Below are 14,533 nucleotides of genomic sequence, written 5' to 3'. Positions count from 1 at the left end.
AGCCGTATAAGTCTCCCTGTGTGCGCTACAGAATGCCACGGTAGGACCCTCGACGGCACGTTCCGCCCCGCGCCAGTCGCCACCCGTTCCGCCGTGTCCCCCGTCGACGTCCAGACACCTCGCTGACGAGTGGCCCCCGTCGTTTTGTACCGACGCGCAGTAGGACCGGGCATGACGGTACTCGTCACCGGCGCGTTCGGCGGTTCCGGACGGTGGATCGTGGACCGACTCGCTCGTGAGGGCCGCGAGGTCGTCGCCGTCGACCAGCGTCGCGGCCGCAGCGACCACGGCGACGTCGTCGCCCGCCAGGCCGACCTGACCGACCGCGGCGACGTCTACGACCTCTGTCTGGAGTTCGAGCCCGACGACGTCGTCCACTGGGGCGCCATTCCGGACCCGACCAGCCACGCCGGCGGCCACGTCTTCGAGAACAACGTCATGGGCGCGTACAACGTCCTCGACGCCGCGGGACGCGTCGGTGCCGACGTCGTCTGGGCCTCCTCCGAGAGCGCCTACGGCTTCCCGTTCGCCGCGGAGACGCCGCTGCCCGACTACCTCCCCGTCGACGAGGACCATCCGTTCCGCCCCGAGGACCCCTACGGGACCTCCAAGGTGGTCGGCGAGGACGTCGCCGAGATGGTCGTCCGCCGCGACGGGATCGACGTGGCCTCCATCCGTCCCTCGTGGATCCAGTACCCCGGCGAGTACCTGTGCCTCGACAACGAACCCATGGAGGCCGGCGACGGCAACTTCTGGAGCTACGTCGACGTCCGGGACATCGTCGACAGCGTCGTCGCCGCGATGGACGCCGACCTCGACGGCCACGAGCCGTTCCTGATCGCTGCGGCGGACAACTACGTCGGCCGCCCGACCGCCGACCTCGTCGAGGAGTTCTTCGGCGAGTTGCCCGATGACTGCGACCTGACCGGCGACGAGTCGGCCATGTCCAGCGCGAAGGCGCAGGACCTGCTCGACTGGGAGCCCAGCCACTCCTGGCGCGAGGCCGAGGACGAGGACGTCGAGGGGCCGGCCGTCTACGCGGAGTAGGGGCGTCGAACGTCGGCAGCGGCGGCGGCGGTCGACCGTCGACGCGAGGCGGCACCCGCCGGCCGACCGTTTTTCCCGATACGGTGCGTAGTGCGACCATGGAACACGCGGTCGATCGCGGTGGCTTCGACGGCCGCGACGCGCTGTGGGCGCTGCTGTCGGTCCTCGCGGTCAACGCCGTCGGCGCCGCGCCGGCGCTGCTCGCCGGCCCCGACACCGCCTGGTTCGCCGCTCTCGAGAAGCCCGCCATCTACCCGCCGGGCTGGGCGTTCGGCGTCGTCTGGACGCTCCTGTTCACGCTGATGGGCCTCGCCCTGTACCTCGTCGCCCGCCGCGGGCTGTCGACGCCGGGCGTCCGGACGGCGCTGGCGCTGTTCGTCGTCCAGATGGCGGTCAACGTCACCTGGACGCCGACGTTCTTCGCCGCGCAGGACCTGCTGGCCGGGCTGGCCGTCATCGTCGTCCTCGACGTCCTCGTCGCGGCGACGATCCTCGCCTTCGACCGCGTCGACCGCCGGGCGGCGCTGCTGCTGGTGCCGTACCTCGCCTGGGTGCTGTTCGCGACGCTGCTGAACTATCGGTTCTTCGCGTTGAACGGGTGAACGGCGCGGCGCACGGCACCGAGCGTCCCGGAACGGTCCTCTTAAACGCCCCTGGCGACTATCACGGCCCAATGAGTCGATCCGGGGAGTTCTGCCCGCGCTGCGGGGACGAGATGCCCGACCAGCCGATTCGCGAGGACGACCTGCGGGACCCGGACCGTGTGCTCTGTGACGACTGCTACTTCGACGAGTTCGACCTCGTGGACGCGCCCGAGCGCATCGAGGTGCGGGTCTGCGCCCAATGTGGCGCCGTCCACCGGGGTAACCGCTGGGTCGACGTCGGCGCGGAGGACTACACCGACGTCGCCGTCGACGAGGTGGCGGAGGCGCTGGGCGTCCACGTCGACGCCGAGTCGGTGGCCTGGCAGGTCGCGCCCGAGCAGGTCGACGAGAACACCATCCGCATGCACGCGGAGTTCTCCGGCGTGGTCCGCGGGACGGCGGTCACCGAGGAGGTCGTCGTGCCGGTCAAGATCGCCCGCCAGACCTGCACCCGCTGTGGCAAGATCGCCGGCGGGTCCTACGCCGCCGTGATCCAGCTGCGGGCCGACGAGCGCACGCCCACCGGCGACGAGCAGTCCCGCGCCCGGGAGATCGCCGAGGACTACGTCGCCGAGCGCGAGGCCACGGGCGACCGCGACGCCTTCATCACCGAGGTGAACGAGCGCCCGGAGGGCCTGGACATGAAGATCTCGACGACCAAGATGGGCCAGGGGATCGCCCGCCAGATCACCGAGGAACTCGGCGGGAGCTTCTCCGACTACGAGACGCTCGTGACCGAGGACGAGGACGGCGAGGAGGTCTATCGCGTCACCTACGCCGTCCGCCTGCCGCGGTACCGCCCCGGCGAGGTGATCGACCCCGAGGACGGCGACGGGCCGATCCTCGTACGCTCGGTCCGGGGCAACCTCAAGGGGACGCGCCTGGCGACCGGCGAGGGCTTCGAGGCCTCCTTCGAGGACGGCGACGCCCCCGACGCCCGCCGCCTCGGCACCCGCGAGGACGCCGAGCAGACGACGCTGGTGGCCGTCGAGGACGAGCACGCCTGCCAGGTGCTGGATCCAGAGACCTACGAGTCAAAGACCGTCCCGCGGCCGGACTCCCTCGACCCCGACGCCGACGAGGTGCCCGTGCTGAAGTCGCGGGCCGGCCTGCACGTGCTACCAGAGGAGAGCGAGGACGACGATGCCTGAAGAGGCGAGCGGCGAGGACGACCAGCGCCTCGCAGCGGTCGTCGACAAGGAGCGCGCCCAGCGCGTCGTCGACCGCCTGGAGGCCCGCGGCCGGTACGACTCCGACCGCAGCGTCACCGAGTGGGACGACGGGACCGTGGCGATCCCGGTCACCGAACCGCCTGAGGTCGACTGCCGCGAGGTGGTCCGACAGGTCGGCGAACCGCGACTGCGCGGGCTCGAGGACCACCTCCGGGAGCGCGGCTGGACCGACGACGAGATCGAGCGCGCGCCCGCCTCGTGGGCCGTCGTCGGCAGCGTCGTCCTCGTCGCGATGGGCGACGCCCCCCGCCCCGCGGAGGTCGGCGAGGCGCTGCTGGCGGTCCACGGCGAGGCCGACACCGTCCTCGCCCGCGGGGGGATCACGGGCGCCCACCGCGAGCCCGACGTCGAGGTGGTCGCCGGCGAGGGCGACACGGAGACGGTCCACCGCGAGCACGGCACCGCCTACGCGCTGGACCTCGCCGAGGTAATGTTCTCGCCTGGCAACAAGGTCGAGCGGGCGCGGATGGGCGACCAGGTCGAACACGGCGAACGCGTGCTGGACATGTTCGCCGGCGTCGGCTACTTCACGCTCCCGATGGCCCGCGCCGGCGCCGACGTGACCGCCGTCGAGCGAAACCCGACGGCCTTTCGCTACCTCGTCGAGAACGCCCGCCTCAACGAGGTCAACGACCGCGTCCACCCCTACCGCGCGGACTGCCGGGCGGTTACGGAGGGGTTCGCCGACGAGGCCCCCGCCGATCGCATCGTCATGGGCTACTACGACGCCACGGAGCCCGGCGTGGACGGCGGCTACACCTACCTCGACCCCGCCCTGGACGCGCTGGCCGAGGGCGGCGTCCTCCACGTCCATGAGGCCACCCCGGAGGACCTGGTCTTCGAGCGCCCGATCGAACGGCTCCGCGAGGCCGCGGCCGCCCGAGACCGCTCCGTCGAGGTGCTCGACACCCGCGAGGTCAAGGGCTACAGCGAGGGCGTCGCTCACGTCGTCGTCGACGCCCGGATCGAGTGAACGCCAGGCTGCCGTGGTCCGCTTGCGGTTGCTTCCTCTCCCCTCAAAGAGTGTGATAGCCTGAAAGGGGTCGGTGACTTTCTGGCTGTTCACGTCGCCGTCCGTCCAGGCGACTGCAACTTTACCTAACCGCGAAACCCCTAACTACCGGTAGCCACCAAGGGCCCGTATGGACCGCCAGCAGATACTCGCCATCATCTTTACGTTCCTGATGATCGGCTCCTCCATCGTCTACGGGGCCATCGCGATGTTCTGATCGGGGCAGGAAGGCCGACAGCCCTTACTCGCTCGGCCGGCGAGGAGTGGTATGAGCGACGCATCAGACGCACCCGTCGTCGCCGTCACGATGGGCGATCCCGCCGGGATCGGGCCGGAGGTCGTCGTCGAGGGGTACCGCGAGATCGCCGAACGAGCCCGGCCGGTCGTGGTGGGCGACGCGGCCGTCCTCCGGGCGGCGGCGGGGATCTGCGGCGCCGACCTCGACGTCAACGTCGTCGCCGACCCGTCCGAGGCGACGAGCGATCCGGGCGTCCTCGACGTTCTGGATCTCGACAACGTCGATCCGTCCACGCTGGAGCGGGGCGTCGTCGACGAGGCGTACGGGGCGGCCAGCCTGGCCTACGTCGAGCGGGCGATCGAGCTCGCCACCGACGGCGCCGTCGACGCCATCACGACAGCGCCGATCAACAAGCAGGCCACGAAGCTCGCGGGCAGCGACTACGCCGGCCACACCGGGATGCTCGCTGACTACACCGACACTGAGACCTACTCGATGATGCTCATCGAGGAGCCGCTCCGGGTCACCCACGTCTCCACGCACGTCCCCCTCCGGGAGGCCTGCGACCTGGTCACCGAGGAGCGGGTGCTGGACACGATCCGGGTGACCGACGAGGCGCTGCGGGACCTGGGGATCGACGATCCGACCGTCGCAGTCGCGGGGCTGAACCCTCACGCCAGCGACGCCGGGCTGCTGGGCGACGAGGACGACGCCGAGATCGCGCCCGCGGTCGAGCAGGCCAGAGAGGAGGGCGTCGACGCCGTCGGCCCCGAGTCGCCCGACACCGTCTACGTGCAGGCGGCCGACGGCGCCGCCGACTGCGTCGTCTCCATGTACCACGACCAGGGGCACATCCCGATCAAGATGCTGGGCTTCTCCGGCGGAACGGCGGTCAGCGGCGTCAACGTCACTATCGGGCTGCCCATCGTCCGCACCAGCGTCGACCACGGCACCGCCTTCGACATCGCCGGCGAGGGAATCGCCTCGGCGGCGAGCCTGGTCGAGGCCGTCGACGTCGCGGCCGAGATGGCCGAGTCGCGGTAGAGTCCAGCGGTCTCTGTCGATCCTATTCTGTGTCCCAGACGTCCGCCATGGGGCTGGAGCCGCCGGAGGAGCGCGACCCCGACCGGCGCCGTGATCCGGACCGACGGCGCGATCCGGACTGGGACGAGCCGGGGTCCGCGCTGCTCCCGTCGTCCGCGCCGTCGGCCAGCGCCGCACCGGGGTCGAACGCGGGTAGATCGGGCTCGCTCAGCCGGTCGACCTGGTCGGCGAACCAGTCGGGCATGTCGACCCGGGCGCGCTCGAAGAGGTCCAGCAGCGAGGAGTCGCCCAGGTAGGTCGCGCCGTGGTCGTCCGGGGCGCGGACGACGCGGCCGCAGGCCTGGATCACCGTTCGCAGGGCGGCGCGGTAGTACCAGCCCCACTGGTCGTCCTCCAGCCGGCGGGCGACTCTGGAGTCCCGCGTGTTCGGATAGGGCGCCTTGCACAGCAGCTGCCAGCGACAGAGGTCCCCCTCGAGGTCCAGCGCCTCCTCCATCTTGACCGAGAGGAAGACGCCGGGGTCGTCGCTGCGCTTCCAGGCGGCCAGCTGGGCGTCCCGGTCGGCGGACTCGTGGCTGCGGACGCGCTCGCTCACGCCGAAGTCGGCCAGCAGCGCCTCCAGCCGGTCCTGGATCGCGTAGGAGTGGCAATGGACGAGCCCCTTCTCGTCGGGGTGGCGCTGCATGATCCGGACGAGCGTCCGCGCTATCTCCGGCAGCGTCTCGTCGCGGTGCTCGTAGGTCATCTTCCCGCGGGTCACGTCGTACAGCGGCCGGTTCTCGACGGGGAAGGTGTGGCCGACTTCGACGAGGGCGACGCGGTCCGGCGAGAGGCCGACGTTGGCGCAGAACGCCTCCTTGTTGAGGATGGTCGCCGACAGCAGGGCGAAGCGGTTGCCCCGGTCCCAGACGGTGTGCTTGAGGTACTTCTCGGGGGCCATCGGCTTGATCGTCACGGGCGTCCCCTCGCCGTCGGGCTGGTCGACGACCCACGTGGTGACGCTCTCGGGGTCGCGGTAGTCCTCGACGAACCAGTCGAGGTCCCGCCGCAGCTCGTTGAGCCGGTCGCGCTCGGCGGCCTCCTCGGGATCTATCTCGGCGTTGTTCCGTAGCTCCTTCACGCGGCGCTCGGCGGTCTTCGAGACGCGCTCGGCGTAGCCCGCGGCGTCCGCCAGGTCGCCGACGTCGGGCGGGGCGACCTCGTCGAACAGCGGGAACGTGTCGGGCCCGATCTCGACGGTGGCGTACATCTCGGCCCAGTCGCCCAGCCCGTGGGCCTCGTCGATCACCACCACGTCGCGCATCCCGAACACGTCCGAGCCCGCCGTCTGCATGAAGTACGCCAGCGTCATCGCGGCGATGCGGCGGTTGGCCGCGATGGAGCGGTCCGAGAAGTACGGGCAGCGGTGCTTGACCTGGCAGTCGAACTCCCGCTCGCGGGTGCAGGGCGCCTGCGTGACCGGCGTGTCCGTCTCGCCGGGCAGGATGCAGTCGTAGTTGCCCTTCCCGCGGATCACGCTCAGGTCGGAGAGCAGCGGGTCCTCGGCCACGTCGTCCAGCTGGGAGACCTGCGGCGTCGTGTAGTAGGCGTCGATGATCTGCTCAGGCCCCGCTTCGCCGGCCGTCCGGGCACAGCCCGCGATGGCCCGCGCCAGCAGCGACTTCCCGCTCCCGGTGGGCGCGCGCACCAGCACCACGTCGTTGCCCGCCTCGAAGGCGTCCCTGACGTCCGCGAGCGCCGACTCCTGGTTGCCCCGGTAGGAGTCGGCGGGGAACTCCTCGAAGATGCGCGCGGGGTTCACGTCCTCTCGCTGTCTCCCGTTCAGCGTAAAACCATCGGAGGACGGCGCCGGCGTAAGACGGTCGGCGACGGCCGCGACGTGACGCCAGCGACCGTATCCCGTACGTTTAAGTTCGGACCGCGACACACTGAGAATTACTCCCCGGCCCTACGAGCGGGGACTGTCTCCCCATGGTGGATCGCCCGGTGGTGGTGGTAGTCGGCCCGGACGCCGAGCGGATAGTAGCGGCGTGGCAGGAGGACGACTAGCGGGAGTCCTCCGAACGAGCGAGCGGGAGTGACCGCAGGGAGCGACACGCGAGCCGCGAGGTCGCGAGCGACGCGAGCGACCTCGATCAGAGCGAGCGGCGAGTGGGACGAGGCGCGAGCCACGAGGCCGACCGGCCGTTCGAGCTCGTCGCCGCCGACCTCGACGCGGTCACGACGACCGTCGAGGAGCGCTCCGTCGACGCCGTGGTCTGTCACGCCGACGGAGCGACCGTCGAGGCGGTCGCCGACCGGGTCCGCGAGGCGGACCGCCGGCTCCCCGTCGTCGAGTTCGCGACCGGTGACGGGCTGGCCCCCGGCGCGGTCGCCGACCTCGACGTCGACCGATACGTCGACGCCGGCGAGGCGTTCGATCCGGTCCCGGCCATCGCGAGTCTGGAGCCCCTGATCGATCGCCACCGCCGCGACCGGCGCGAGCGGACGATGCTCGACTCCCTGCTGGAGAACATCCCCCTGTCGGTGTACTTCCAGGACCGTCGGAGCCGACACGTCCGGGTCAGCGACGAGATGCTGGATCTGATCGACCACCCCTACATGGAGAACCCGAAGGGCAAGATCCACCACGCCCCCGGCGACATCCACGGTAAGACCGACTTCGACCTCTACAACGCCGACCTCGCCGAGAGCACCGTCGCGGACGACCGGCGCGTCATCCAGACCGAAGAGCCCGTCGAGGGCCGGATCGAACACGCCTACGGCAGCCCCACGGAGGGCGCGTACGTCGCCACCTCGAAGGCGCCCTGGTACGACGAGGACGGCCGCGTTGTCGGCCTCGTCGGCGTCACGCGCGACGTCAGCGAGCGCAAGCGCTACGAGCGGCGGCTCGAACGCCAGAACGAGCACCTGGAGCGGTTCGCCCGCGTCATCAGCCACGACCTCCGGAACCCCCTCGGCGTGGCCCTGGGCCGGATCGAATTCGCGCGCGAGACCGGCGATCCGGAGCACTTCGACGCCATCGAGCGCTCGCTGGAGCGGATGGACTCGCTGATCGAGGACGTCCTGACCCTCGCTCGGCAGGGCGAGACCGTCAGCGACCTCGAACCGACCGAGATCGAGACCGTCGCGCGCGAGGCCTGGGGCGTGATCGACGCCGGCGAGGCGGCGCTGTCGGTACCCGCCGAGGGGCGCGTGCTCGCCGACGCAGGCCGACTGCGCCAACTGCTGGAGAACCTGTCCCGCAATGCCGTCGAGCACGGCTCGACGAACCCTCCGTCGCAGGCTCCGGAGGACGCCGACGGGCGAAGCCCGTCGAGCCCTCGCTCGACTGCGTCTCGCGAGGACGCCGTCGAACACGGTTCGACGAGCCCTCGACCGTCAGAGACTCACGAGGACCCGGTGGAACACGGCGGTCCCGACGTCGTCGTCACCGTCGGCCGCCTCAGGGACGGTCGCGGCTTCTACGTGGCCGACGACGGCCCCGGCATCCCCGAGGACGAGCGCGAGCACGTGTTCGAGTCCGGCTACTCGACCGACGACGATGGAACCGGGCTGGGACTGTCGATCGTGCGTACCGTCGCCGAGGTCCACGACTGGGACGTGGCCGTCACCGAGAGCGACGCGGGCGGCGCGCGCTTCGAGTTCACAGGGGTAGACCTCCCGGGCGCGTGATCCGTCGGCCCGACGCCGCCCTCGAACCCCTCCGTTTCCGGTCGAACCGACCGCCGTCCCCCGTCGTGCGAACGTCTGACGCGCCGTAGCGGAAGTGGATGACTCGGCGAAGAACCGCAGGACTGCGTCCGGTCTCTAGTCGAAACAGGGGGGTCGAGACGGCCGTCGACCTGAGAGGACGGTCGCTCCGCCCGGTCAGTCACCGGCTCTCGACGGGAGACCGCGGGTTCGCCCGTCGGCTCACCCGGTCAGTCCCCCGCCTTCCGCTACAGATCGACTGGTCGCGCGATGAACGCGCTCGCGGTCAATCTCCAGCTTTCGGCAGGGAATTGCGGGCTCCGCCGACGCTCCACCTGATCAATCCCCTGCCGACTTCTTCCCCGTCCCGTCCAGATCCTCGCCGCCGACGGAGGAGCGCAGCGAGTCCATGCCGTCGTAGCGGTCGACGCCGAAGTTGTCCTCGTGCAGGTCCTGGACGCGCTCGTACTCGTCGTCGCTGAGCGGGGGCGTCTCGGACGCGGCGGCCCACTCGTCGACGTCGTCGGTCGTGCGGAAGGTGGGCGTGACGCTGGCGACCTCGTCGTGAGCGAGCAGCCACTGGATGGCGGCCTGGCCCATCGTGCGCGTGCCCTCGGCGTGGTCGGGGTCCTCCAGGAAGCGGATCGACTCCAGCTTCTCCCAGCCCGTCTCGTACCACTCCTCGGGGCGGTGCGAGCGGTGGTCGCCCTCGCCGAGTTCCGTGTCGGGCGTGACCTGCTCGTTCAGCAGGCCCGAGGAGTGGGGGACGCGAGCGAGGACGGAGGTGTCCGCGCCGGTCTCGCGGATCTCGTCGACGAAGTGCCGACCCGGCGTCTGCTCGAAGACGTTGAACACGGTCTGGAGCGCGTCGAACTCCTCTGCGACGGCGGCCTCGCCCTCGGCGAGCCAGCCGATCGAGGGGCCCAGCGCCCAGCCGACGGCCTCGACTTTCCCCTCCTCGCGGAGTTCGTCCAGCGTCTCGAGGACGTCCGCGTCGACCTCGTCGACGTTGGCGTTGTGCAGCATCAGGAGGTCGACGTACTCGAAGTCCAGCCGGTCCAGCGAGCGCTCGAAGGCCTCGCGGACCCACTCGCCGTCCATCCGCTTGGGCAGTTCGCCGTGGCCGGCCTGCGGGTTGTTGTAGAAGTCGTAGCCGACCTTCGTGGAGACGGTCACCTCGTCGCGGTGTTCGTCCAGCGCGTCGCCGACGATCTCCTCGCTGTCGCCGTGGCCGTACACGTCGCCAGTGTCGAAGAACGTCACGCCCTCCTCGAGCGCGTGCTGTACCATCTCGACGGCCTGCTCGGGGGAGCGGTCGCCCCACCAGTCCGTGCCGACGACCCACGCGCCGAACCCGACCTCGGAGACCTCGACGCCCGAAGTGCCCAGTTCGCGGTAGTTCATGCGCGAATTAAGGGTACGAGTGCACTTATCCGCCGCGGTTCGCCGGCCAGGTGAAAACTGAACGACGGCGACTACCCGTGACCGCTCTGCAGACGGCTTGAAAGCCCCCGACCGCTCGATGGCCCGCGGGTCGCTGTCGTCCGAAGATCGAAGACTTTCGTGATGACGAGAGACGCCCCCGGCGTCTCTCGAACCACGCGCGCTCGCTCCGCTCGCGTGCTTGCGTCCCCGGGGGCCAGTCGAGCGGTCGGCCCCCTTTCGTTCCCGGAAGACGCTTTGCGTCTCCCGACCTTCGCGGAGGCTTCGCCTCCGCCCAGTCCCGCCCGAGGTCAGTTAGTCGGACCGGCCAACCGGTCGGCTGGTGCGCCTCCTCAGTCCTCGTGGTTGACGTCTCGGCCGCGACGCAGGTCGGGAACGGCGACGCCCTCGCGGAACCGGACGGCACCGTCCTCGCGGGCCACCCACCACCAGGTGACTGCGACGGCGGTGGCGAGCGCGAGGTACACCACCAGACCCGCCTCGGGGCCGAACTGACCGCCGGTGATCAGGTCGGGGCCGATTTCGCGGACGTCCACGAGCGTCGCCGGCACGGTGATGCCGCTGACAGGGAACCCGTAGATGGACGACAGCGAGAAGTTCCAAGTGACGTGGATGCCGATGGGGATTCCGAGGTCCTCCGTGACGACGTAGGCGGCGGCGAGAAAGAGGCCGACGACGGAGATGTTGAGCGCCGAGAGCAGCGAGGCGTTCGGGTTCCCGAGGTGGATCAGCCCGAACAGGGCGGAGGTGGCGACGGCGGCCGCGGCGATCGCCGTCCGCTTGCCGACGGCGGGGAAACCGGTCAGCCCTTCGGCGAGGTTCGTCATGAGGTAGCCCCGGATCAGCACCTCCTCGCCGACGCCGACGGCGACGAAGTAGACGAGCATGATCGCCACCATCAGCCAGGCGGGGACGCCGCCCGGGAAGCCCAGGCCAGTCCGGGCGACGAGGACGCCCCTGACGGCGATCAGCCCGGCCGCGAGTTCGACCAGGAAGACGACTGTCGTCATGAGCACGCCCAGCGCCAGCCCGACGGCGAGGTTCCGGTAGAACCCGTCGCCGCCCAGGCCGAGGTCCGGCAGCGTGCGGTCGTCGAGGAACCAGGCGAGGCCGACGGCCGCTCCCGTCTGGACGGCGTAGTAGAGCCACCAGCCCGCCAGCACGACGGCGGCACCGGTGATTCCGGCCCGGGCGGTCGTGACGAGCCCGTTCCGTCCGACCGCGCCGACGGCGCTGGCGAGCACGAGGAAGACGACGGCGAGCACCAGCCGCCACCCCGCCCGGAGTCGCCGCTCGCGCGGGTTGACGAACCACCGGCGCGCCTCCGTCAGGAAGTCCGATCTGACCATGTCGGCCGGGTCGGCGGCCGGAGTCTTATATAGTAGCGATTGAACGCAGTGACACACTCGAGGGACACCCCGGGTGCCCCTCGACGTGTAAATAGTTTCAATTGCTACTATAGGTCGGTCAGTTCGTCCCCCGAGACCCGACAGCGAGAGCGACGTTCGCGGCCGCCGACACGCCGAACGGATAACGGAAACCCATATCCGCACGGCACGCTTTGCGGGGGATATGACCAAGCGCCACGTCTCCCTGCCGCCGCTGGCGGAAGAGGGACTGCAGGCGTTCATCGAGGAGGTGGACGAGCGGCTCTCGAGCGACGAGGACACCTGCGACGTCGTCGAAGACGTGCTCGTCGACCTCCACGGGGACCGTGAGGCCTACGAGCGGTGGCAGTCGGGCGGGGACGTCACGCCGGCCGAGCGGGTTCGCCTTCAGGGGTACGACCCCTGTAACACGACCCTGGAGAGCGAGTACTACGCCGAGAAGGACGAGGACGCCTTCGAGCGCTCGAAGCACCTCCAGTGGCTGTGGCGCCAGTTCGACGCCACTCCGATGGCCGACAACATTGAGTTCGCCCTGCGCTTCCGGCGGATGCTCGCCGGCCACCTCTTCGAGGACTGCGGCGACGATTGCCGCTTCTTCAAGGGAATCACCTTCACGTACGGCCACAACATCACCGTCGGCGACAACGTCGTCATCCACGACGACGTCCACCTCGACGACCGCGGGAAGCTGACCGTCGGCGACCGCGTCTCCATCTCCGACGACGCCCACGTGTACAGCCACGACCACGACGCCGCCGACCAGACCGAAGTGGACCTCTATCACACCGTCGTCGAGGACGACGTCCGCGTCACCTACGACTCGATGGTGCGAGCGGGCGTCCGCCTGGGCGAGAACTCCATCCTCGCGGCGAAGTCCATCGCGCAGCGGGACGTCCCAGCCCACCACGTCGCCGCCGGCCAGCCGGCGAAGTCCATCACCGTCAAGCCCGGCTGGGAGCCCGTCGCCGAGTCAACCGAGGACGCCAACGTCGACCGCCGGGAGGAGCGTCGCATCGAGTACGACCTCCCCGAGGACCTCGAGCCGTTCGACGAGTTCGGCCGCGACCGCTCGCCGCCGGACGCCTGATACGGACTGTCGTCACTGTTTTCCGGCTCGGCCACCCGACGACGACCAGTCGTACCGGTGCTGACCGACAGCAGTCAGTCCGAACCGGTCGCCGACTCGCGATCGGCCGCTCCAGCCGCTCTCTGTCACGTTCGTGAACCAGTCGGAACGTCCAAGTACTATGGGAACGTATAGCACGGCATGGACGCTCTGGGCTGGCTGATCGCCTATGTCGTCGGCTTCGGCCTGCTACAGCTCCTGCTGTACCGGTACTTCCAGCGGGAGGACCCCTCGCCCGACGCGACTCCTCGGATGGATCGGTCCCGGGCGGCCCCGGTCGAGGGCGGCGAGGAGACGGCGGCCGACGGCGTCTACTGCGACAACTGCGGGGCCTACAACGAGACCGCGGCGACCTACGCCTACTGCCGGGAATGCGTGAGCCCGCTGTAGCGCGCTCGCGGACGATCCCGGTACCGCGCGAACGGACCGCTCTCGACGGTTATCAGGCCTGAGAACGGAGCGAAAACACCTATAGGCGGGTTCGGCCTTCTCCCTGTATGCGACTTTCGAGCGGCGTCCCGGGGTTCGACGAGCTCGTAGAGGGTGGGCTGCTCGAAAACCGGCTCTACGCGATCAGCGGACCCCCGGGGAGCGGCAAGACGACCTTCTCCGCGCAGTTCATCACCCAGGGCGCCAAGCAAGGGGAGAACTGCCTCTACGTGACGATGCACGAGACCAAGGCGGAACTGATGCAGGACATGTCCGGGTTTGACTTCGGCTTCGACCGGGCGATGCAGTCCGACGCGATCCAGTTTCTCAACCTCGTCACCGAGAGCGGCAAGCGGACCATCACCCAGTTCGGGACGGAAGGCGGTCTGACGAACCGGCTCGTGGCCTTCATCGAGCAAAACGACATGGAGCGGGTGGTCGTCGACTCGACGATGCTCCTCCAACACTTCCTCACTGACGCCTCGGAGGAGATCACTGGCTTTCTCTCGGCGCTGAAACAGACCGACGCCACCGTCATCCTGATCTCGGAGATGACCGATCCCTCCTCCTACAGCGACGAGCACTACCTCGCCCACGGCGTCGTCTTCTTCCACAACTTCCTCGACGGCGGCAGCATGACCCGGGGCCTGCAGGTCATCAAGATGCGCGGCACCGCCATCGACTGCGACATCCGTCGCATCAGCTTCTCCGACCAGGGACTGCAGGTTCACAGCGGCGAGACAGTGGACACATGAGCCGCTACGAGCGGGAGTACGGCCCGTGGGACGACCTCGACCGCGACGAGGCGACCGAGCGGGCCTACGCCATCGGCGTCGCCGAGAAGCTCGGCGAGTACAACCGCGAGGAACTGGAGGCCGTCTACGAGGCGGTGGAGACGTCCTACGACAGGAGCATGGTCGAACTGGCCTACCGCGAGGGCCGCCGGGAGGCCACGGCGGTCGCCGAGGAGGTCGACGACGGTGCGGCCGTCTGGGCCGACCTCGTCGAGGGCGAGACGATCGTCGTCGACCCCGGCGACGCTCCCACCGGCGGCCGCGACGGCCTCCCCGAGGCGCTCGACCCGACCGAGCTGCTCGACCGCCAGGACGTCGACAGCACCGGATCGCTGGACCTGCCGGACTTCCTGGAGAAGTGAGCGGTGGCGTTTGCGGAGGCGTGAGCATCCGCGGCCGAAGGCCGCGGTTCACCGGCCCGAGCGGAGCGAGGGCCGGCAGTT

13 protein-coding genes are annotated in these 14,533 nt (G+C 69.9%); 10 read left to right on the top strand and 3 right to left on the bottom strand.

Going from position 1 to position 14,533, the window contains the following annotated elements; translation table 11 throughout:
* The first annotated feature begins 171 nt into the window (after window positions 1–171).
* From LCY71_RS07100 to pdxA, 5 genes are all read left to right on the top strand, one after another.
* Window positions 172–1,047 carry an NAD-dependent epimerase/dehydratase family protein gene (locus LCY71_RS07100; protein WP_225335666.1) on the top strand — a complete coding sequence of 292 codons (876 nt, stop codon included), beginning with the start codon at window positions 172–174 and terminating at the stop codon, window positions 1,045–1,047.
* A gap of 98 nt (window positions 1,048–1,145) precedes the next feature.
* Window positions 1,146–1,649, top strand: a complete 504-nt coding sequence (locus tag LCY71_RS07095; protein ID WP_225335665.1) for a TspO/MBR family protein — start codon at window positions 1,146–1,148, stop codon at window positions 1,647–1,649.
* 71 nt (window positions 1,650–1,720) lie between these two features.
* On the top strand, window positions 1,721–2,842 hold the full coding sequence (locus LCY71_RS07090) for a 60S ribosomal export protein NMD3 (RefSeq protein ID WP_225335664.1): 1,122 nt from the start codon (window positions 1,721–1,723) through the stop codon (window positions 2,840–2,842).
* Window positions 2,835–3,896 (top strand): class I SAM-dependent methyltransferase, encoded by a 1,062-nt coding sequence (locus LCY71_RS07085; protein WP_225335663.1) that lies wholly within the window; start codon window positions 2,835–2,837, stop codon window positions 3,894–3,896. Before LCY71_RS07090 ends, LCY71_RS07085 begins: the two co-directional genes overlap by 8 nt.
* Before the next feature lie 307 nt (window positions 3,897–4,203).
* Window positions 4,204–5,217 (top strand): 4-hydroxythreonine-4-phosphate dehydrogenase PdxA, encoded by a 1,014-nt coding sequence (gene pdxA, locus LCY71_RS07080; RefSeq protein WP_225335662.1) that lies wholly within the window; start codon window positions 4,204–4,206, stop codon window positions 5,215–5,217.
* A 22-nt stretch (window positions 5,218–5,239) separates the two neighbouring features.
* On the opposite strand, the gene LCY71_RS07075 is transcribed toward pdxA, so the two are convergent.
* The gene (locus LCY71_RS07075) at window positions 5,240–7,018 is read right to left on the bottom strand and encodes an ATP-dependent DNA helicase (protein WP_225335661.1); all 1,779 of its coding nucleotides are present in this window, start codon (window positions 7,016–7,018) and stop codon (window positions 5,240–5,242) included.
* 350 nt (window positions 7,019–7,368) lie between these two features.
* Here LCY71_RS07075 and LCY71_RS07070 point away from each other — a divergent pair, with 350 nt between their 5' ends.
* Entirely contained in the window at window positions 7,369–8,892 is a 1,524-nt protein-coding gene (locus LCY71_RS07070; protein WP_225335660.1) for an ATP-binding protein, read from the top strand.
* Window positions 8,893–9,249: 357 nt separating this feature from the next.
* Here LCY71_RS07070 and LCY71_RS07065 read toward each other — a convergent pair whose 3' ends face one another.
* Window positions 9,250–10,314 carry an aldo/keto reductase gene (locus LCY71_RS07065; protein ID WP_225335659.1) on the bottom strand — a complete coding sequence of 355 codons (1,065 nt, stop codon included), beginning with the start codon at window positions 10,312–10,314 and terminating at the stop codon, window positions 9,250–9,252.
* Window positions 10,315–10,685: 371 nt separating this feature from the next.
* Complete coding sequence (locus LCY71_RS07060) at window positions 10,686–11,702, bottom strand: CPBP family intramembrane glutamic endopeptidase (protein WP_225335658.1); 1,017 nt, start codon at window positions 11,700–11,702, stop codon at window positions 10,686–10,688.
* 223 nt (window positions 11,703–11,925) lie between these two features.
* Between LCY71_RS07060 and LCY71_RS07055 the strand changes: the two genes are divergently transcribed.
* The 4 genes from LCY71_RS07055 to LCY71_RS07040 all read left to right on the top strand — a co-directional run bounded on the left by LCY71_RS07055 (window position 11,926) and on the right by LCY71_RS07040 (window position 14,452).
* On the top strand, window positions 11,926–12,828 hold the full coding sequence (locus tag LCY71_RS07055; RefSeq protein WP_225335657.1) for an acyltransferase: 903 nt from the start codon (window positions 11,926–11,928) through the stop codon (window positions 12,826–12,828).
* Between the two features lie 180 nt (window positions 12,829–13,008).
* Window positions 13,009–13,257 carry a DUF7577 domain-containing protein gene (locus tag LCY71_RS07050; RefSeq protein WP_225335656.1) on the top strand — a complete coding sequence of 83 codons (249 nt, stop codon included), beginning with the start codon at window positions 13,009–13,011 and terminating at the stop codon, window positions 13,255–13,257.
* A 107-nt stretch (window positions 13,258–13,364) separates the two neighbouring features.
* On the top strand, window positions 13,365–14,051 hold the full coding sequence (locus LCY71_RS07045; RefSeq protein ID WP_225335655.1) for an RAD55 family ATPase: 687 nt from the start codon (window positions 13,365–13,367) through the stop codon (window positions 14,049–14,051).
* Window positions 14,048–14,452 (top strand): DUF8057 family protein, encoded by a 405-nt coding sequence (locus LCY71_RS07040; protein ID WP_225335654.1) that lies wholly within the window; start codon window positions 14,048–14,050, stop codon window positions 14,450–14,452. The genes LCY71_RS07045 and LCY71_RS07040 overlap by 4 nt, the downstream gene beginning before the upstream one ends.
* The last annotated feature ends 81 nt before the right edge of the window (window positions 14,453–14,533 follow it).

Origin of the sequence: Halomicrobium urmianum, assembly GCF_020217425.1 — an archaeon.
Lineage (GTDB): Archaea > Halobacteriota > Halobacteria > Halobacteriales > Haloarculaceae > Halomicrobium > Halomicrobium urmianum.
Note: the sequence above shows the minus strand (reverse complement) of the source record. Positions and strands in the feature narration are given on the sequence as shown.

Coding starts and splice junctions, on each gene's coding strand:
- LCY71_RS07045 (WP_225335655.1), top strand. CDS start 13,365: ATGCGACTTTCGAGCGGCGTCCCGGGGTTCGACGAGCTCGTAGAGGGT.
- LCY71_RS07055 (WP_225335657.1), top strand. CDS start 11,926: ATGACCAAGCGCCACGTCTCCCTGCCGCCGCTGGCGGAAGAGGGACTG.
- LCY71_RS07040 (WP_225335654.1), top strand. CDS start 14,048: ATGAGCCGCTACGAGCGGGAGTACGGCCCGTGGGACGACCTCGACCGC.
- LCY71_RS07100 (WP_225335666.1), top strand. CDS start 172: ATGACGGTACTCGTCACCGGCGCGTTCGGCGGTTCCGGACGGTGGATC.
- LCY71_RS07090 (WP_225335664.1), top strand. CDS start 1,721: ATGAGTCGATCCGGGGAGTTCTGCCCGCGCTGCGGGGACGAGATGCCC.
- LCY71_RS07085 (WP_225335663.1), top strand. CDS start 2,835: ATGCCTGAAGAGGCGAGCGGCGAGGACGACCAGCGCCTCGCAGCGGTC.
- LCY71_RS07060 (WP_225335658.1), bottom strand. CDS start 11,702: ATGGTCAGATCGGACTTCCTGACGGAGGCGCGCCGGTGGTTCGTCAAC.
- LCY71_RS07095 (WP_225335665.1), top strand. CDS start 1,146: ATGGAACACGCGGTCGATCGCGGTGGCTTCGACGGCCGCGACGCGCTG.
- LCY71_RS07065 (WP_225335659.1), bottom strand. CDS start 10,314: ATGAACTACCGCGAACTGGGCACTTCGGGCGTCGAGGTCTCCGAGGTC.
- pdxA (WP_225335662.1), top strand. CDS start 4,204: ATGAGCGACGCATCAGACGCACCCGTCGTCGCCGTCACGATGGGCGAT.
- LCY71_RS07050 (WP_225335656.1), top strand. CDS start 13,009: ATGGACGCTCTGGGCTGGCTGATCGCCTATGTCGTCGGCTTCGGCCTG.